Raw genomic sequence first — 19,842 nt, forward strand, 5'->3', positions numbered from 1 at the left:
ATGGGGAATTTACTATGTTTTTACGTATAACTAGTTTATAATATTTATTAAATAGTTTTTTATGGATGGCCTGCCCCTCGCAGACAGGGGAGGAGTATAGAAGGAGGGTATTGCATATTTGCATTGCGCAAATGCATGATGATCCCTGTAGCAAAGGAAAGTCTTCACAATTTGCATAAATGCAGTATCATCGCAAAAACAGCCGGGGCCGCTCCGGCCTGCCGGTCTGTACCGTGACATATCTCCAATCTTTTCAGGGCGTGCCATGAGTTCTATGGGTATTCAACTTTTGCCGCAGCAGCTTGTCCCCCTCATGCCCATCCTGGATGCCATGAGCGATGGTGTCCTTGTGGTGGATGCCAGCGGCAGCATCATTGCCGTCAATAAAAGCATGAGGCGCTTTTACCAGGGGGGCGAGACGCCTTTTCCCGGGTATCCGCTGGCGGATTTCAATGCCGCTGACTGGGTGGAAGCCAAACGGGTCCTGACATCGGGAAAACCGCTGCTGGGGCAGACCATGCACCTGCCTGCGGCCACGGTGGTGGCCAACCGGTTGCCTATCCTGCAAAACGGCAAGGTGGCGGGCGTGGTCTGCGCCATGCAGGAGATCTCATCGCTGGATGCCGTGGTGCGCCAGCTGGGGGCGTATCGGGAGCTGGACAGCCAGCTGAAAGGATTGCTGGAGGCCTTGCCGCAGGCCGTACTGGTGACGGATGCGGAAGGGCGCATCCTGCGGGTCAATGCTCCCTGCTGTCGCTTGTGCGCCATGGAGCGCGACAGCTTGCAGGGGCGCAACGTGCGCGAGCTGGAAAAAGATTTTCCCGAGCTGGCCGTGGAGGTTGCGCACTGCCTCCAGCGGGCCCTGCCTGCCCAGAGCATCGCCCGCTGCCAGGGACGGCCCCTGCTGTTGTGGTCGGTCCCTTCTCTGGACAATCACAAAAAGCCCCGCTTCGTCGTGGTCTCGCTGATGGATCTGGAGCGTTTCGATTATGTGCGCCAGCAGCTGGAAGACAGCCGCCGGAGTGCCGAAGAGGCGGAAGCCGTGGCACACGGGGGCGACATCTTCAGTCAGGTGACCCAGGAAGTGGGCATGGTCGTCCGCAGCGCGGCCATACGTCGCGTGGTCGACAGGGCCATCAAGGTCAGCCAGACGGACAGCTCCGTCCTCCTGCAGGGAGAATCGGGGGTGGGCAAGAGCATGCTGGCGGCCATCGTCCACCGTCTTTCGCCCCGGAAGAGCGGGCCGTTCGTTTCCATCAACTGCGGTGCCATCCCCGAGCAGCTCATGGAGAGCGAGCTTTTCGGCTACGAACGTGGGGCCTTCAGCGGCGCCAATCCCAAGGGCAAGACAGGCTTGCTGGAAGCGGCCCACGGCGGTACGGTCTTTTTTGACGAGATCGGCGAACTTCCCCTGCCCATGCAGGTCAAGCTGCTGGAAGCACTGGACAAGCACGCCTTTTTGCGGGTGGGGGGGACGAAGCCGGTCTCCGTGGATGTCCGCATCGTGGCGGCCACCAACAGGAACCTGGCCGAGGATGTGGAGCAGGGCAGGTTCCGCAAGGACCTTTTTTACCGGCTCAACGTCATCCCGATCCTGATCCCGCCATTGCGGGAACGCAAGGAAGATATCTATGCGCTGGCCCTGGACATGCTGGACAGGCATAACGCCCGGCATGGCTGCCGGAAGCGCCTTTCTCCCGAGGTCATCGACCTGCTGCTTTCTCACTCCTTTCCGGGCAATGCCCGGGAGCTGGGCAATATCATGGAGTGGATGCTGGTCATGTCCGAAGGCAATGTCCTGCGGCCCGAAGACCTGCCCCTCGCCATGCGGCAGGGAGGGGCGGCGCAGGCGGCAGCCCCGGCCGAACAGGAGGGGGATGCCGCGAGCCTGGTCTACCAGCACGGCAAGCCCCTGAAGGACATCCTTTTTGCCGTGGAGGAGGAATGCCTGCGGCAGGCGCTGCAACGCTGCGCGACCATGCATGAGGCGGCCCAGATGCTGGGCATGCATCCCACCACCCTGTGGCGCAAGCTCGCGCAGCACAACATGGGACAGGAAGGTAAGGCGTGATGGCATACGGGGAAGCAGTGGAGAATCTTTCCAGAGAGATGGTCCTGGTCTCCCATATCCAGCGGGGGGCCGTCCAGGACGGGCCCGGCTGGCGGACGACGGTCTATCTCAAGGGCTGCCCCTTGCGCTGCCCGTGGTGCTACAATGCCGAGAGCCTGCATTTTCAGCAGGAATTGCGCTATGTACCGCAGTTCTGCATCGGTGCGGCGGCCTGCGGCAGGTGTCTGGAGGTATGCCGGTCCGGAGGGATCGTCCCGCCGGGACCGGATACGGACGGCAGGCCCGTGGTGCGGCGGCAGCTTTGCCGTGTCTGCGGAGAGTGCACGCAGGTCTGTCCCTCGGGGGCGCTCTCGCTGGTAGGGCGGGCCATGACGGCCGCGGACATCGTGCAGGAAGCGGAAAAAGACAGGGATTTTTACTGCACCTCCGGCGGGGGGCTGACCCTGAGCGGCGGTGAGCCGCTGGTCCGGCCGACCCTGGCCGCCGCAGTCATGACGCTGGCCCATCAAAAGGGACTGCATACCGCTATCGAGACCTGCGGCTGGTTCGATCTGGATGCCCCGGAAAACAGGACGGCCCTGCGGCATTGCGATTTGCTGATCTTCGACCTCAAGCATCTGGACAGCCGCCAGCACCGGGCGTTCACCCATATGGACAACAGCCGGATACTGGAAAATCTGGACAGGATCGTGCGTGAGTTCCCGGCCTTGCCCCTTTGGGTCAGGACCCCGGTCGTCCGGGGCTTCAATGACAATGAGGCGGATATCCGGGACATGGCACGGCATGTGGCCCAGTTGCCCACGGTGACGCGCCACGAGCTTTTGCCGTGCCTGCCGGTGGGGGAAGAAAAATATGCCCAGCTCGGGATGGTCCGTTCCCAGCTGGCCAGCGTTGGTCCCGACAGCGCCCAGTTGCAGGAGCTGCGGGCCGTGGTGGCGGCCTGCCGTCGTGAGGCGCGGCACGGACGGGCAGAAGGGGCGGCGTGATGAAGACTGTCATGACGAGTCCGCGGGCACGTACGGCCCGCATATTGTCCCGCTTCGCGGGCCAGGTGCCTCGCCTGTCGGTGGACAGAGCACGTTATTTCACCCGTTCGTTCCGCACTACCGAGCACCTGCCGCTGGTGGTGCGCTGGGCCAAGGCCCTGGCGCACGTCATGGAGAATATAGACGTGCGGATCCTGCCGGACGAGCTCATCGTGGGCAGGGGCGGGCCTGAAGGGCGCTACGGCATCCTTTATCCCGAACTGGAAGGAGCCTATTTTGCCACCGCCGGCAGCCTGCTGGAGTCGGCGGAAGATATGCCGCATCATTTTTCCGGGCAGGACATCGCCGTCATACGCGACGAGCTGCTGCCCTTCTGGGCCGGCAGGACCTTCCGGGAAAGTCTGGCCGATGCGGTGCCCTTGCATCTGCGCAGGCTCCTCTACAAGGACGGGGACATCTACGTACCGTCCTTCATCATCCACGAGACAGCCACGGTCCGCCATTCCCTGCAGTGGGTGCTGGATTACGGCAAGGTCCTGCAACGGGGCTTTTGCGGCATCTATCAGGAGGCCGCCCGGCGCCTGGATGCCCTGGACATCAACGACCCGTCCAACAACTGGGACAAGGCACCTTTTTACCGGGCGGTGATGATCCTTTGCGAAGGCATACGGAGCTTTGCCTGCCGCTATGCCGCGCTTGCCCGGCAGCAGGCGGCGGCCTGTGGCGATACCGTGCGCCGTGAAGAGCTGGAGCGCATCGCGGCCATTTGCGAGCATGTGCCCTGGCAGCCCGCCCGTACGTTCCACGAGGCCTTGCAGGCCCAATGGTTCACCCAGCTGGTGTCGCGCCTGGAACAGCTGCACGGCGGCATCATCAGCAACGGCCGCATGGATCAGTACCTGTATCCTTTTTACAAGAAGGATAGGGAGGAGGGCCGCCTGGACGAAGATCAGGCCCTGGAGCTGCTGGACTGCCTGTGGCTGAACATGGCGCAGTTCGTGCGTGTCCAGCCGACGGCGGCCGGGATCCAGATCTATGAAGGCAATGCCCACTGGGAACACACCTGCATCGGGGGCCAGCTGGCGGACGGCAGTGATGCCACCAACGAGCTTTCCTGGCTGCTGCTGCGTTCCCGGCGCGAGTTCCCGCTGGATTATCCCGAACTCAGCCTGCGGATCCACGAAAAGACGCCGGAAGATCTGCTGCAGGCGGCCTGTGCCGCCATCCGGGAGGGGCGCGGACCGAAATTCATGAACGATGTCGAGATCATCGATCTGCTCGTGAGGAAAGGGGCCGGCCTTGAGGAGGCGCGTGACTACAGCGGCTCCGGGTACAGCGAGGTGCGTCTGATCAACCGGACGACTTATCTGACCGGCACGACCTGGTTCAACCTTGCGGCCGTGCTCGAGATGGTGCTGTATGACGGGCATTGCAGCATGGAGGGAAGCGGCCGGCTGGGGCTGGAGACAGGCGATCCGTGTGCTTTCAGCACATACGCTGCCTTTGAGGAAGCCTTTTTCGCCCAGCTTTCCTTCATTCTGGAGCAGGTCCTCATCCAGCAATATGTGGCGGATACCCTGCGCCCCGCCCATGTGGCGGCACCGTTGCTTTCCAGCCTGCATGACCTGTGTATGGAGCAGGGCAGGGACATCAACGTGGGCAGACTGGAAGGCGCCCTGATCCTGGGCGGGCAGATCGGCCCTACCGGCTTCGCGACAGTGGTGGATTCGCTGGCGGCCATCCGCTGGCTGGTCTATGAGCGGCGCGTTCTGGACATGGCCCGCCTTCTGGAAGCTCTCAGGAACAACTTCGAAGGTTTCGAGCTGGAGCGTCAGTACTGTCTGGCCGCTCCCAAGTTCGGTAATCAGGATGACAGGGTCGACGACATCGCTGCCAGGCTCGACCGTTTCATGGTCGAGTTCTGTGGCCGCCATCTCAATTATTACGGCGGCACCCCCGAGATCTTCTACGTGCCTGTGACCAGTCACCGGGCCATGGGGGGCGTCACGGGCGCCACGCCTGACGGGCGCCGGGCCGGCGATGCGCTTTCCGCAGGGATCTCGCCGGGGGCGGGCTGCGCCCGCAACGGCTTTACGGCGATCCTGCATTCCGTGGCTGCCTGCAAATATGAGCGGGGCCTGGCCCGTGCCGCCCGCATGCTGGAGATCCCCATGCCGCCGCGTGCGGTGGCTGGTAAGGACGGCTGCGCCAGGATGGCGGCTTTTGTCAGGACCTGGAGCCGGCAGAAGCACTGGCACCTCAATATCTGCATGCAGGATGCCCTGCAGCTGCTGGCCGCTCGTAACGACAAAGAAAAATTCTATGCCCAGATGATGCCTTTCGAGGGCTATGCGGCCCTTCCGGGGCCGCTTCGACCGGAGGTCCAGGCGGAATTGTTGCGGGATGCGCTGGAGCAGGACATCCAGACATGATGGCCTGTTTCATGTGAACCTTTTCCTTATATGCGAAAAAAGGGAACGCTGTGCGTTCCCTTTTTTTGTGCCCTGATGTCCTTTGTCGGCATCATTTTCCCCTTCGTTTTCGAAAGGATGCATTCCATTTAATATTATGGATAATCATTATTTACTTTTACATTGCATCCCTACAGTATTGCAAAAATGAAATAAATATTATAACTATTTGTTTTTATTTATTTTATTTATGAAATAGAATGTACACTGCGAATTTGCAAATGTGCAGGCGTCGCACGGGCATTGATTATTGCAATAATGCAATAATCACAAAAGGAATCGAGAGGATTATTTTTTAACATATTGAAAATATTGCTTGTTATTTTTGTGGCACAGCCTTTGCTTTATACGGACCAAGAAATCAACAGGAGTTTCCCAATGGCAAACCATAAGATCACCATTTACCATGACGGTACCATCCTGACCATGGATGCGGATTTCCCCCAGGTCGAAGCGCTGGCCGTGATGGACGGGCGTATAGTGGCCACGGGCTCTCTGAAGGATGTGAAGCAGGCTGTGGGCGATGGCGCCGACCTGGTTTCTCTGGAAGGGGGCACGCTGCTGCCGGGATTCATCGACGGGCACAGTCATTTTTGCAGCGGCGGCATGAACCGTCTGTATGCGGCCGACTGTGCTGTGGAGAACATGGAAGCCCTCAAGGAGAGCCTGCGCCGCAAGCTGCATGACGACCGTCCTTCCCAGTGGGTCGTCGGGCACAGCTTCGACGAAAAAGGCATGGAGGAGCAGTGTTATCCCACCCGCGAGATCCTGGATGAAGTTTCCACGGACGTTCCCATCTTTTTCCGCCGTGTGACGGGCCATACGGGCATCGCCAACAGCAAGGCCCTGGAGATCGCGGGCATCACCCGTGATACGCCCGATCCGGCCGGCGGCATCATCGGCCGTGATGCCCAGGGCGAGCCCAACGGCATCCTGGAAGGCATCCCGGCCCAGACCCTGGTGCGCAAGCACATCCCCGGCTTTACCCTGGACGAGATGCGTGCGGCCCTGGCTGACGACAGCGCCCGCTATGCCTCTTGCGGCATCACCACGGCGCAGGGTGGCCCGGCCTTTTCTCCCATGGATGCGGAACTGGGCCACAAGGTGACCGAGCTGGTCCTGGACTGCGTGCACGACGGCACCCTGACCATCCGTACCGTGCTTTTCATCCGCGCCAATGACATGAGCCGCCTGGCTCCGTATCCCAACCATGTGCCCGGCACGGATCTTTCCGGCAACGGCCGGGTGACCATGGGCGCGGCCAAGCTGTGGGCCGACGGGGATCCGCGCGGCCATACCGGTTACTTCCTGGAGCCCTATCCCTTCGTGGATCCTGCCAAGGGCGCGGATTACCGCGGTGAATTCCTCTATACCGTGGACGAGCTGGTGGAAAAGATCCTGCCCATCCACAAGGCCGGCTGGCAGATCGCCATCCATGCCAATGGCGACGGTGGCATCGAGATCGTGACCCAGGCCTACGAGCGCCTGCAGCAGCTCCATCCCCGTCCCAATGCGCGGCACCTGGTCATCCATTGCCAGTATCCCAGCTACAGCCAGTTGCAGCGTCTCAAGGCTGCCGGGGCCTATCCCTGCTTCTTCATCAGCCCTCTGTACCACTGGGGCGAGATCCATGCCGGTTATGTGGGCGCGGACCGTGTGGCCCGCTTCTGCCCCTGCCATGACGCTGATGAACTGGGCCTGCCCTACAACCTGCATACCGACGCCCCCATCACGCCGGTGGATCCCCTGATCCAGGTCTGCACGGCCGTGACCCGCACCAGCCGCAAGGGCACCGTGTACGGGCCTGACCAGGCCGTGACGGTCATGTCGGCCCTCAAGGCCGTGACCATCCATGCTGCTTTCCTCAACTTCGAGGAGCATGTGAAGGGGTCCCTGACGCCCGGCAAGTACGCCGACATGGTCCTGCTGGCCGAGAACCCCCTGACGGTCGCCCCCGAACACATCAAGGACATTGCCGTGCTGCGCACCTATGTGGGCGGCGATGTCGTGTACAGCCGCTCCTAGGATGGAGGAGATCATGGAAAACCAGTCCCTGATACATCGCGAGGCCAATTGCCTGTCCCGCTTCGACCGCCTGCCGGTCAAAAGCGAAATGCTGAAGATCATCGCCGTGCTGGCCGCGGTGAGCGTGGTGGAAGCCTTTGACCTGGGCCTGATCGGCCAGACCGTGCTGGTCCTCAAGCAGATCTGGAACCTCGGCCCGGCGGAGACCGGCCTGCTGGCCACCTGCTCCACCATCGGTGTGGTGCTGGGCACCTTCAGCTGCGGCTTCCTTTCGGACCGTTATGGTCGCAAGCGCGTCCTTTTCTGGGCCGTGTTCATCTTCACGGTCTTCACCTTCATGGGCCCCCTGATGGAGAACTTCTACTGGGTCGTGGCCATGCGCTTCCTGAGCGGCCTTGGTTCGGGCGCCGTCTTCCCCATCCCGTACCTGTACATTTCCGAGCTGGTGGGGGCCAAGCAGCGCGGCGTCACCTTTGCCTACTGCAATTCCATCCTCGTGCTCTCCTATGTGCTGCCGTCTTCCTTCGGCGCCTGGGCCGTGGCCACCTTCCCGCTGGAAGTGGCCTGGAAGCTGCCCTTCCTCGTGGGTGGTCTGCCCATCGTGATGCTATACTTCATCCACAAGTACATGCCGGAATCTCCCCGCTGGCTCATGCGCCACAACCGTCATGACGAAGCCGAGGCCCTGGTGGAACGCCTGGAAAGCAGCCTGGGCATGGAGCATGACAAGAACTACATGGATCCCGCCATCCTGACCGCCGTGAACGAAGCCCGCTCCGGCAACAAGCCCAAGGTCAGCTGGACCATGCTCTTCAAGCCCCCGTACCTGAGCCGCACCATCGTGTCCTACTCCATGTTCTCGGCCGCCCTGGTGTTCTGGTACGTGGTCATGGTCTATGCGCCCACCATCCTCACGGGCAAGGGCTTCCAGATGTCCAGCTCCGTGCTGATGGGCGGCCTGATGATGGCCATCGGTGCCGTGGCCGGCATGGTCTGCGGCCACATGATCGAAAAGTACGGCCGCAAGCCCATGTACATCATCCTGGCCCTGCTGACCGCCGGTTGCAGCATCCTGCTGACCATGGTGGAGAGCCTCAATGCCTGGCTCATCGTGGGTACGGCCCTGGCCTTCTTCGGCAATGCCATCTTCTCCATCTGCAAGCTCTACATCGCCGAACAGTATCCCACGGAACTGCGCGGTACGGGCGCCGGTCTCGGCGAAGCCGTGAGCCGCATCTGCGGCGGCGTGCTGGCGGCCTACTTCATCGCCTTCCTCATCGCCTCCGGCAACCAGCACGCGGTGTTCTGGTTCCTGGCCATCTGCTACCTCGTCTCCACGGCGCTCCTGGCCATCTGGGGACAGGAGACCATGGGCAAGAGCGTGGACGCCACGGGCAGCTCCAGCGGCAAGTAGAGGATCGTACAACAAGAACAAACAACGGGCCTGCGGGCCCTGGAGGAACATATCATGTCGTGTGCCTGCACTTATTCCGAACAGGAACAGCTCCTTCTCGATACCATCGCCGGCAAGAGCAATCCCTATGCTGAAAAGCATCCCCGCCTGTACCGTCTGGTGGCTGCCTTTGAAGGTAAAAAGCCCCATATCGACGTGGAGCGCGCGCTGCTGTTCACCGAATCCATGAAGCAGACCGAAGGCGAACTGCTGGTGCTGCGCTGGGCCAAGGCCCTCAAGCACATCGGCGAGAACATGACCGTCTACATCGACGATGACCAGCTCATCGCCGGTCGTTGCGGCCAGCAGGGCGCCCGTTACGGCATCCTGTATCCCGAACTGGACGGCGACTATCAGGCGTCCGCCCTCAAGGAACTGCCCGGCCACGAGGCTTCCCCCTTCGACGTCAACGCCGAAGACGCCCGCGCCGTGGAAGAGATCATCACCCCCTACTGGAAGGACAAGACCTTCCACCAGGATCTGAACAGCCGTCTGGATCCCGAGTCCCACCGCCTGGCTTATGCCGACAAGGGCGGCTACATCTCCCGCTACATCTGCTGCGAAACGGCCTCCAATCGTTCCAGCCTGCAGTGGTGCCTGGACTGGGAACGCCTGTTCAAGCTGGGCTTCAAGGGCATCCGTGAAGAAGCCCTGGCCCGCATGGCCGAACTGGATCCCGACGATCCGGTGGACCAGAGCGAAAAGCGTCCCTACCTGGAAGCCATCGTCACCGTCAGTGAAGGTATCGTCACCTGGGCCCGCCGCCATGCGGAACTGGCCCGCCGCAAGGCCGCCGAAGAGACCGATCCCCGCCGCAAGCAGGAGCTGCTGACCATCGCTTCCAACTGCGAATGGGTGCCCGAGAACCCGCCGCGCACCTTCCATGAAGCCATCCAGGCCCACTGGTTCACCCAGGCTTTTGCCCGCCTGGAGCAGAAGATCAGCTCCAACCCCACCAACGGCCGCATGGACCAGCTTTTCTGGCCCTACTACCAGAAGGACCTGGCCGAAGGCCGCATCGACGAGGAAGGCGCCATCGAGCTCTTCCAGTGCATGTGGGCCAGCATGGCCCAGTGCCTGGACCTGGCCATCACGCCCTACAACAAGGCCACGCATGAAGGCTATTCCCACTGGGAAGCCGTGACCGTGGGCGGCCAGACCCGCGACGGCCGCGACGCCACCAACGAGCTGTCCTACATCATCATGCGTTCCAAGCGGGAATGCCCCCTGCATTACCCCGACCTGGCCGCCCGTGTGCACAGCCGTTCTCCCGAGCGCTTCCTGACTGCTGTGGCCGAGATGATCAAGCAGGGCTGCGGCTTCCCCAAGCTGCTCAATGACGACGAGATCATCCCCCTGCATCTGGCCAAGGGCGCTCCCCTGGAAGACATCTATGACTATGCCGCTTCCGGTTGTGCCGAGATCCGTATGCCCCGCGTGGATACCTACACCAGCGGCCATGCCCAGATGAACTTTGGTGCCGCCGTGGAACTGGTGCTCTACAACGGCCGCATGAAGAAGTACGGCGACGAACTGCTGACCGTGGAAACCGGTGACGTGCGCAACTTCACCACCTGGGAAGAGTTCTGGCAGGCCTACGCCACCCAGCAGAACTACCTGATGCGCCACGCCTTCATGCAGCAGTACCACATCATCAAGGCCCGCGCGCAGCACTTTGCCACGCCCATCTCCGATGCCCTGCATGTGCTGGCCATGAAGGAATGCGTGGACCTGCACCAGGATCACCACTACGAAGGCGGCCTGGATCTCGGCTACTTCGAATGCCTGGGCTACAGTACGGCCATCGATTCCCTGTCGGCTGTCCGCAAGCTGGTCTTCGACGACAAGAAACTGACCATGCAGGAGCTGCTGGACGCTCTGGAATGCAACTTCGAAGGCAAGGAAGACGTCCGCAAGATGCTGCAGAGTGCCCCCTGCTACGGCAATAATGATGATTACGCCGACAGCATCGGCCTGGAGATCGACCGCCTGGCCCAGGAATTCAGCAAGAAGTACGCGCCCCGTCTGGGCATCAAGTGCGACTTCCGCATGGTGCCCTTCACCTCGCACGTGCCCTTCGGCCGCGTGGTCTCCGCCACGCCCAATGGCCGCAAGGCCTGGACGCCGCTGTCCGACGGCTCTTCCGCTTCGCACGGCGCCGACGTCAACGGGCCTACCGCGGTGCTGCTCTCCAACTTCAACTCCAAGAACTACAACATGTTCCAGCGTGCCGCCCGCCTGCTGAACATCAAGTTCACCCCCAGCTGCCTGGCTGGCAAGGAAGGTACCCGCAAGCTGGTGAGCTTCATCCGCGCCTTCGTGGACCTGCGGCTGTGGCATGTGCAGTTCAACGTGGTCAACCGCCAGACCCTGGTCAATGCCCAGAAGGATCCGGAAAAGTACCGCGGCCTCATCGTCCGCATCGCGGGCTACAGCGCCTACTTTACGGAACTGTCCAAGGATCTGCAGGACGACCTCATCGCCCGTACCCAGCACGAGCAGGTCTAGTAAATCGCCAATCCAACCTCAGGGAGGGGGCTTCGGCCCCCTTCCGCCTTTCGGGAGAGATGCCATGTCGGACAAGAATCGCGGTACCGTTTTCAACATCCAGCGCTATTCCGTGCATGACGGCCCGGGCATACGGACGCTGGTCTTCCTCAAGGGCTGTCCGCTGCGCTGCCTGTGGTGCAGCAATCCCGAATCCCAGGAGGCCGCACCGCAACTGGCGTACAATGCGGACAAATGCCTTGGCTGCGGGCGCTGTGTGGCCACCTGTCCGCAACAGGCCCTCCGCCTCGAGCAGGACGGCATCCATCGGGACAGGGAACGCTGCGATCCTGCTTGCCGTGCCTGTGCGGAGGTTTGTCCGGGACAGGCGCTGACCTTTTACGGCAAGACCATGACGGCCCGCGAAGTGCTGGACAAGGTGGAAGAAGATGCCGCCTTTTATGCCCGCTCCGGCGGCGGCCTGACCCTGAGCGGCGGCGAGCCGTTGCAGCAGGGGGATTTTTGCCTCTCCATCCTGGAAGAGGCGGAACACCGGGCCGTGCATACCGCCATGGAAAGTTGCGGTCAGGCCCCCGAAGAGACCATCCTTGCCGCCTGCGGCAAGCTCGACTACCTTTTGTTCGACATCAAGCATCTGGACAGCAAGGCCCACAAAAAGGCGACGGGCATGGGCAATGAGCGCATCCTGCGCAACCTTGCGGCTGTGCGGAGCGCGTATCCGCATCTGCCCATCCACCTGCGTACGCCGTTCATCCCCGGTATCAATGATGACGAAGAGCTGATCCGGCGTATCGTCGAGCTGGCCCGCTCCATGGATGCCGTCCATTACGAGCTTTTGCCCTACCACCGTATGGGTGAGCAGAAATACCGCTTTTTGGGCAGGGAATATCCCTATGGCGGCCCTGCTCAGGTGGACGCCGGGATACTGGCGCGCCTGCGGGGTATCGTCGAGGAAGTTTTCCCGGAAAAGGACTGATGTCCGTTAAAGAATGTGTCTCCATTGCCGGAATATCCTCCAGTGCTGCCAGCATTGGAGGATATTTTCATTTTTGAATATAGGTATGTATTGATTTTTTATCCTGATAATAGAATGTTGTTTATGTATTTCTTGAATAGATCATGTTATATGTTTTAATAGCTATTTATTATGTATTAGAATGATGACGGATTGTTTATTTTTCGACTAAATTGTTTTTATAATAAAATTATTGCTTATTGTGTATTTATTCTTGAAAGCATCATCCTTGAAATAATTTTTTATTTTTGCTATCGGTGCCGTCGGCATCCAGGAAAGGAAGGAAGAGAAGCCAGGATACATGATGAAGGGAGTGCTTTCTGCTGATGCAGAAAATATTGCCTGCTGATATGCCAGGGAATTAGCTATTGATTAGAAGTCATTTCATAATTCTGGAGAAAATTTAAGGTTTCGGTTAGTCTCAAAAAATGAGCAAAGCCGAAATGCTAACTGATGATCAATGGTCTGTCCTGGAACCTCTTTTTCAGAAAGAGCGCACAGGCGCAGGACGTCCACAAATTCATTCTGACAGAGAAGTTTTAAATGGCGTCCTCTGGGTCTTGCGTACAGGCGCGGCATGGGCGGACTTACCGGACAGGTTTCCATCTTCCGCAACTTGCTATCGGAGATTCAGCAAATGGGTAAAAGATGGAAGGCTTCGAAAAATTCTGGAGTCTCTGGCCCGGCATCTTGAAGATAATGGCCTGATAAATCTGGAAGAATGCTTCATTGACGGCACATTCGTTGTCGCAAAAAAAGGGGCCCAAAAGTGGGAAAGACCAAGCGGGGCAAAGGTACGAAGCTCATGGTTATTGCTGACGCTTCTGGTTTACCTATCGCCGTGTACACGGATTCTGCTAACCCTCATGAAGTCAGACTTGTCCAGGCTACAATCAATGAAATTGTCACGTTGGGACGATCCCGAAGAATTATTGGGGATCGTGCCTATGACAGCGATCCGCTTGATGAAGCCCTTGCTTCTCAGGGAATTGAACTCATCGCGCCGCACCGCAAGAATCGTAAAAAGCCGGCGACGCAAGACGGACGGCTCTTGCGCCGTTACAAAAGAAGATGGAAAATTGAACGCCTTTTTGCGTGGCTTAACAAATTTAAAAAGGCAATAACTCGTTGGGAAAGGTGCGTTGAACGTTTTACGGCTCTTGTCCACCTTGCTTTTTCTATGATTTTGTTGAGAAGAGTTATAAAAATTGCCCATTAATTATGAAATGAGTTCTAGCTTGAGGAGAATACTGTGAGAAACGTGTTTGTGCTGATGCTCATGCTTTTGGCGATACCTTTGAATGCATTCGCTTTTGATATCCGTGGCTGGTGGCAGCTTGAAGAGATGCCATCCATCTTCATGAAGATCAACGAAGAAAAGATATACGGATTCAAGTATAGGATAAGCAAGGAGACCGAGGAAAGGGTGGAGATCTTTGTCGATAACTCGGATGTTCCCTGCTATCTTGATAAAAAAGGCGAAGATGGGCTTTTGCTCATTAATGCCCTTGGAGAGCAGAAGTCCTACAAGCTGGTGACGCGAGATACCAGCCTTCCGCAAAAGGACGTACGGAAATTGTGCGGTATTGAAGAATAGTCCCCCTGTGCCCCAATATTGGGGGGCAGGGGAGAGTGCTTTTGGAATATGACGGCATGCCTGCAGATAACGGGCATGCCGTTTTTATGTATGCTCTGTAGAAACGGTATCGTATGCTGTGCGGTAGCAGGGTACCATGCGTATGATGCTGGCATGTGGAGGCGTCCCGGTGTTGCTGGGGCTTCTTTTAGGGAGGAGCTTGCACTTCGGCGTAGACATCTGGAGCTGTCATCCCACGCAGGAAGGGAATGATGGGCGGCCTTACGGCCAATGGGTCCCCACCCATGTCATCGCCGAGCCGTACCGCACCATCATCCACTGGCACCCCAATACGGAGTTTCGCGAGGATCAGTCCAGCTGCGAGGCCCTGTATCAATCCGTTCTGCAGGCCAATGAGGTTTACGCCCAGGAGCAGGCCAAGGCGGATCAGGAGCGCCGCGAGCGGGAAAGCCGCTGCGAGGCCTTCTGGCAGGAACACACGTCGGAATGGGCCAAGGGCTACATCGTCGCCGAGCTGCGCGAGGAATGAGAGAGATATCATGACCGACTACTTCGCGCATAGCGTGACCAGGCGCGTCCTGCTGGGCTTCTCCAAGTCCGACCGCAACAACTTCCGCGAGATGCGCAAGCTGGCGGCCACCTTCGGCCCCACGGAAAAGCTGGCCACGGAAGGGGAGGAGAATCGCGAGAACTATGCGGGCGGCTCCGGCTACTACCTGAGCGGCCCCTATCGTCACTCCGGTTGGACAATCCGCAAGGAGAGCCTCAAGTACGGCCTGCCTCGCGGTAGCCAGGCCGTTCTGGATGTCGCCCACTGGCTGGAGACCGCTTCCCGCTAAATGACAAAGGCCCCGGCAGAAGCCGGGGCTTAAAGAAATATGCAGGAAAGATACAAGTATTTACTGACGTCTATAGTAAGTATACATTATACTATTATTCTTCAGGATAGACGCGCTCAACAAAACTGAGGAACTTTTCTGATGCGCGCAGTACTTCTAAATCTCTATCTTTATTACACTTTTAGTTACACGGTTGGTAAGCCTCCTTTCGAGGGGCTATATCAACACCACCTCTGGTGGTATCTGATTTTTCGATTGTAGTATCAAGATACCTTTTGCCAAAACAACTCAAAAAGTACGAATACTCTTCAATTCCGCTTTGCTGTTGATATTCAGTTTGCGGTATATATTTTTTAATATAGTGTTTACAGTGTGTATACTGATACAGAGTCGCGCCGAGATTTCTTTTGCGCTCAGCCGCTCTCGGGCCAAGACAAATACCTCACGTTCCCGCAGTGTCAACAGTAAAGCTCCCTCCTGCTCTTTCCTCAGGCGTACTACTCCTCGTTCACGGCGGGAACAGACGGCCCGCAATTCCGCAACCTGTTGCGGCATGAGGGCAAAAAGCGGCTTGAGGTCGGAAGCCAAGCGGGCAAACGGAAGATATATCCCGTCCGGCAGGGCAAGCTGCAAAGCCTCTTCCATATGGGAGGCAGCGCCCGACATGGCACCTTCCCTCGCTTCGACTATGGCCAGATACAAGGCATGGTACAGTCGAGGAAGGATATAGTTCATTGCGCGAGCCTGCTGCATAATCAGATCCTCGCACCTGCGCAATTCCGCGTGTCGTCCCTCCAGCAGGAGATAGTGCTCATACAGAATCAGGGCATAGGGAATGCTGTGGGTGTAAACTACCCGCTGTATTCCCGCAATATCGCGCAACCATTGAGGAATATTCTCAGTCTGTCCCAGACTGAGGTCCAGGGTCGCCTGACATAGTTCCCCTAAACGCAGCACGGAACGTTGCCCTGATTCTTTCATATTGCGGACAATGCTTTCACGGGTCATTCCATAGGTTTCAACGTCTCCGCGCAGAATCGCGACTTCGGCCAGGAGAAGATCCGCGCTGAGAATGACTCCGTATTGCCCCTCCTTGCGTGCCCGGTATGCAGCCTTGTAAGCCATGAGTTCCGCTGCCTCGTCATCACCGGAGGCAAGAGCCGCCTCTGCGCGGAAAATGTGTTCCGCTCCAGCACCGTGTCCGGAAGCCAGCTCAGAATACACTGGCAAGTAGGTGTCCATAAGATCCGTCAGATGGCTCAGACTGCCCAGGCTATTCCAGTACAGGCAAAGAACAGAGACCGTACCGAAGGGCATGGTGCCCCGGAAAACCTCGGAACGGGGAATGTCCGAAACAGCCCGCAGATGATGCAGGGCCTTGCGGTGGAACTCCCCCATTCTGGCGATGTCGTTATATTCGGTGAAGGACATGAGCATGGCATATTCACCGCAGGCTTTCTCCCATTCAATTCCATGCCTTCCTTTGTTCGCCTCAAGCAGATTACTGAGAACTTCCGTGGCATGCCGAAAATAGGCATGAGCCCCTCTCCGAAAAAAATTATACGCCATGAGTACGAGAAAAACCGGGTGAGCCTGTAGAATTTCCCGTGGGCATCTGTCCATTAAGCTCTCGAACAGGGCTGTGATGTCCCGTTCTTGATTATTATAGACATACTGGGTGGATATGGGGAGGGCCAAAATTGCCTGGTAGTCTTCCACCTTCATGAAGAAGAGAGCTGCCTGCAACAGGTCGTCTATATCAAGACTGGCAAGGGCGGCCTTGCGGTACGCTGCTTTTTTGAACTCTGCGGACTGCATGGAAAAGCGTTCCAGCAGATAATCTCGCAGGATGCTGTGCATGATATAGGCCTGTCTATCCGCTGCGTAGCGAATGAAGAAATCAAGAGAAAGCAGCTCCGCGACAGTATCTGGCAACGCCATGCCGCCACTCATGATGGCGGCCTGATGGCTGTTGAAGGACTCCAGCAGGGAGAGTGCCATTATGAGGTTCCGTTCTTCGGGTGAAAGTCGATTCCATATGGCAGTTTCCACCAGAGGACGAATGTCACTGAAATCGAGAAAATTTCCGGTGTGCCTGTAGTTTTGCAGCTGCAGACGGATGGCGGCTACCCAACCCCTTGAGCTCGTCTGGAGCAACTCTATCTGTTTCTGTGAGATGTCTATGCCCGTCAGACGGCAATATTCAACAATGCATTTATTATCGAAAAAGAGGTCGCGCGTCGTGATACCGAGATATGGCTGAGCATGAAAGGTCAATCCTTTTCCTTCATCCTTGAGGGGCTGTGTCACTAGAATGATATGTATGTTCTCATCCCGGCAGGCGGAAAAAGCGGCGATGCAGCGCTTTCGCACCGGGCTATCGAAGAGCTGGTAATTGTCGATGACCACAAACGTGGGTTCTGCGCAGGTATAGCCGGAAATGAGAAAAGCTATATCAGCCAGATTCTCCAGAGAGGGTTCACCAAGTTCCAACAGCTCATCCGTTATGCTGTCCTCCGCCCCGCCGAAAAGTGCGCAGATCCCCGCCCATGTCCTGCCTGCTGATTCGCCGAAACAGGTATACCAGCGCACTTCGGCCATTTGTTGTTCCCGTGCCAGATATTCGCGCAACGCCGTGGTTTTGCCGAAGCCTGACGGTGCCTCAATGACCGTCAGGCCATACATGGGAATATCCGCCAGAGTTTCCCGAATGTGTTGAGAGAAGTAGTAACTGTTATTCTTTTGCGGACTGCACCTCATGGGGTTCCCTCACCTGTTCCTGATTCTCTTCCTGTTTGCTCTCCTGTATATACCTAATTTCTGGTGATAGCTACTTTCTTCTGTTTGGGGTAGTCAGATATTTAAATTAGCATGACCCTATAATGGTAGAATTGCAGGGAGAGACTGGTATGAAACGGTTTACTTCATTCGGATGCCTGATGATGTTTTTTCTCCTTTTGACGCCTCTTCCGGCCAGGGCGGAGATGACTGTAACTATCGTCAATGGTTCGTCACTGGAAATCAATTATCTGTATCTGGATAGTGGAGAAGGCGGTATGGGGTCATCGATGAGCCTTGTCCCCGGCAACAGAATCAATATGAATGACGGCAATGCTTCTATCCTCAAGGGGCTTACGGTATTTGCCGGAACCAAGCGCTATGTCTTTGAGTCAATGAGTCTTCCCGGCCCGAAGCAGGTCCTGCGTTTTGTCCTGCACGATGACGGTGTACCGGCGCTTGTCCCTGAGGGAGAGTCCCAGTCGTCTGCCCAAGGAGAGAGCTTTGATGTTGAAACTGGTCCCATCTGGGACAACGATGATGCTCAGGAACGCTGTCCTGAAGTGCTGGCAGCCTGGATGGAAGCCAATCCCGGCAAGGAGGCCGAATGGACAGGCAACTGGACGACGACTGTTGAAGGGGAGACGAGTGTTTGCAATCTTCGGCTCAGAAATGCTTCTTCCAAGGTTTCGGCGTTATCTTCCGGAAGTATCACCGGAAAATCAATCCCGCTGATCCCCGAAGGAACGGTACCCGTTGACCTGGCACAGGTGCTTGCCGCCCACACTATGGCGGATCTACGCCCGATGAACATCACTGAAGCATCCTATCCATTCGCGGGTGAATTCTTCCTGCCTGTAAACTTTGCGGAGACAACCTGGCTGGCCAGAATTATTCCTGAAAACAGTGGAGAATTTTTCGGCAAAAACGTGGATGAATGCCCCATCAGCAGCATCGTGTTTCATACGGCCATTGACGATGAAGGTCTCAAGAACATCATTCTCGCTTTGTCCTCCGCAGGATACCGCCCCTGGTTCGCTTATGTGAAGAACGGGGAAAAGATGAATATTACCGATGCAATACATTTCTGGGATAATGCGGATACGCCCACTCAGTCCGATGCCGAGGAAACGATGGCCGAGAGTTGCGTTACTGTTTTCAGCGAGACCGATCCCATCATCCTGGAAGGTATTTATATTTCTGCGAAATGCTGGGACGAGGCCGTCAAGGGGGAAAACCCGGTCGCCCCTGTCATGCGTCTGCATGTTACCTCCAATAAGAACCTTTCCCTAGTCTGGATGGCCGATGGTTCCACGCTTATTGAGGCAAGCCGCGAATAGAATCATGCGTAGGGGAGTAGCGATTGTAGCGACGATAGTAGCCTGTGCCGTACTGTTCTGGGTCATGGGAGTCCTGCTGCTGACACGGCAAACCTGCCAGCTGCTGATTCTCATGTCCGGAGTAGGTATCGGGGCCATCTGTATGGCTTTCCACGCCCGGAAAAGAGGCAGCCGAGTTCTTCTTGTCATTGCTCTTGCAGGCTTGGCGCTGGCTGTGGGGCTTGGCTTCATGGCCCTAGTGGACATGCTCGAACCGGAAATCCTCTCCTTCCGGATCATGCCGGAATATTCGCCAAAAACTCTCTCATAAGCCACATGTAGGTGAGGAAGGTATGAAACATTATTTTTTCTTCTGGAATGTCTGTCTATGCACACTTCTGCTCTGTTTTGGTCCTTGTTGCGGACAGGTGTTTGCCGAGAATGCTGGTGAAGTTCGGCCCGGCAAATGCGCGATTACGTCCGGTGGACATACATACAGGCCTTCAGGTTGTCTAATCAGGAAGGGAACAGATGAGGGGCTCGGCTGGCGTATTATCGAGAAAAAGGACGGCAGCCCTTTGCTGGATGAAATACTTACCGTTTCCATAGTCGAAACTGGCCCCGGGACTGCCGAGGTAAGCGGACTGACGCAAGGCGGCATCAATTCCCGCTGGGGGGAGGCCAAGCGCGACGGAACCTGCTGGTCAGGAGAAGACTTCCGTATCTGTATCGAATAGGATGATCGATTTTGCGCACAACGCAGAGCAGGAAAAAACTCGG

Annotated in this window: 15 protein-coding genes; 14 read left to right on the forward strand and 1 reads right to left on the reverse strand. The window is 57.5% G+C overall.

The features are described 5' to 3' along the window. The first annotated feature begins 274 nt into the window (after positions 1-274). The 11 genes from Q4I12_RS09920 to Q4I12_RS09970 all read left to right on the forward strand — a co-directional run bounded on the left by Q4I12_RS09920 (position 275) and on the right by Q4I12_RS09970 (position 14,965). Entirely contained in the window at positions 275-2,071 is a 1,797-nt protein-coding gene (locus Q4I12_RS09920; protein WP_204673969.1) for a sigma 54-interacting transcriptional regulator, read from the forward strand. Continuing rightward, the gene (locus tag Q4I12_RS09925) at positions 2,071-3,057 is read left to right on the forward strand and encodes a glycyl-radical enzyme activating protein (protein WP_302262105.1); all 987 of its coding nucleotides are present in this window, start codon (positions 2,071-2,073) and stop codon (positions 3,055-3,057) included. The genes Q4I12_RS09920 and Q4I12_RS09925 overlap by 1 nt, the downstream gene beginning before the upstream one ends. After that, the gene (locus Q4I12_RS09930) at positions 3,057-5,489 is read left to right on the forward strand and encodes a pyruvate formate lyase family protein (RefSeq protein ID WP_302261459.1); all 2,433 of its coding nucleotides are present in this window, start codon (positions 3,057-3,059) and stop codon (positions 5,487-5,489) included. Before Q4I12_RS09925 ends, Q4I12_RS09930 begins: the two co-directional genes overlap by 1 nt. A 417-nt stretch (positions 5,490-5,906) precedes the next feature. Then, positions 5,907-7,553: an amidohydrolase gene (locus tag Q4I12_RS09935; protein ID WP_302261460.1), complete on the forward strand. Its 1,647-nt coding sequence runs from the start codon at positions 5,907-5,909 to the stop codon at positions 7,551-7,553. A 13-nt stretch (positions 7,554-7,566) separates the two neighbouring features. Then, positions 7,567-8,967: an MFS transporter gene (locus Q4I12_RS09940; RefSeq protein WP_204625438.1), complete on the forward strand. Its 1,401-nt coding sequence runs from the start codon at positions 7,567-7,569 to the stop codon at positions 8,965-8,967. A gap of 54 nt (positions 8,968-9,021) precedes the next feature. Then, positions 9,022-11,514 (forward strand): (2S)-3-sulfopropanediol dehydratase, encoded by a 2,493-nt coding sequence (gene hpsG / locus Q4I12_RS09945; RefSeq protein WP_204673965.1) that lies wholly within the window; start codon positions 9,022-9,024, stop codon positions 11,512-11,514. A gap of 64 nt (positions 11,515-11,578) precedes the next feature. Then, complete coding sequence (locus Q4I12_RS09950) at positions 11,579-12,490, forward strand: glycyl-radical enzyme activating protein (protein ID WP_302261461.1); 912 nt, start codon at positions 11,579-11,581, stop codon at positions 12,488-12,490. Between the two features lie 467 nt (positions 12,491-12,957). Then, positions 12,958-13,748, forward strand: a protein-coding gene (locus Q4I12_RS09955; RefSeq protein WP_437438857.1) for an IS5 family transposase whose coding sequence is annotated in 2 segments (ribosomal slippage) — positions 12,958-13,300 and positions 13,300-13,748 — 792 coding nt in all. Because the reading frame shifts where the segments join, the coding sequence is not laid out codon by codon here. A 33-nt stretch (positions 13,749-13,781) separates the two neighbouring features. Further along, positions 13,782-14,126 (forward strand): hypothetical protein, encoded by a 345-nt coding sequence (locus Q4I12_RS09960; protein ID WP_168936547.1) that lies wholly within the window; start codon positions 13,782-13,784, stop codon positions 14,124-14,126. 199 nt (positions 14,127-14,325) lie between these two features. Beyond that, entirely contained in the window at positions 14,326-14,655 is a 330-nt protein-coding gene (locus Q4I12_RS09965; protein ID WP_302261462.1) for a hypothetical protein, read from the forward strand. Positions 14,656-14,665: 10 nt separating this feature from the next. Continuing rightward, complete coding sequence (locus Q4I12_RS09970) at positions 14,666-14,965, forward strand: hypothetical protein (RefSeq protein WP_302261463.1); 300 nt, start codon at positions 14,666-14,668, stop codon at positions 14,963-14,965. Between the two features lie 288 nt (positions 14,966-15,253). Here the strand turns inward: Q4I12_RS09970 and Q4I12_RS09975 are convergent, their stop codons facing one another. Continuing rightward, on the reverse strand, positions 15,254-17,650 hold the full coding sequence (locus tag Q4I12_RS09975) for a LuxR C-terminal-related transcriptional regulator (protein WP_302261464.1): 2,397 nt from the start codon (positions 17,648-17,650) through the stop codon (positions 15,254-15,256). A gap of 224 nt (positions 17,651-17,874) precedes the next feature. Here Q4I12_RS09975 and Q4I12_RS09980 point away from each other — a divergent pair, with 224 nt between their 5' ends. The 3 genes from Q4I12_RS09980 (at position 17,875) to Q4I12_RS09990 (ending at position 19,799) form a co-directional block, all read left to right on the forward strand. Continuing rightward, positions 17,875-19,083: a mannan-binding lectin gene (locus tag Q4I12_RS09980; RefSeq protein ID WP_302261465.1), complete on the forward strand. Its 1,209-nt coding sequence runs from the start codon at positions 17,875-17,877 to the stop codon at positions 19,081-19,083. 64 nt (positions 19,084-19,147) lie between these two features. Then, positions 19,148-19,393 (forward strand): hypothetical protein, encoded by a 246-nt coding sequence (locus Q4I12_RS09985; protein WP_302261466.1) that lies wholly within the window; start codon positions 19,148-19,150, stop codon positions 19,391-19,393. A gap of 22 nt (positions 19,394-19,415) precedes the next feature. Further along, positions 19,416-19,799: a hypothetical protein gene (locus tag Q4I12_RS09990; RefSeq protein ID WP_278899946.1), complete on the forward strand. Its 384-nt coding sequence runs from the start codon at positions 19,416-19,418 to the stop codon at positions 19,797-19,799. Positions 19,800-19,842: the final 43 nt, after the last annotated feature.

It is taken from the genome of Desulfovibrio piger (genome assembly GCF_951793255.1).
Classification (GTDB): domain Bacteria; phylum Desulfobacterota; class Desulfovibrionia; order Desulfovibrionales; family Desulfovibrionaceae; genus Desulfovibrio.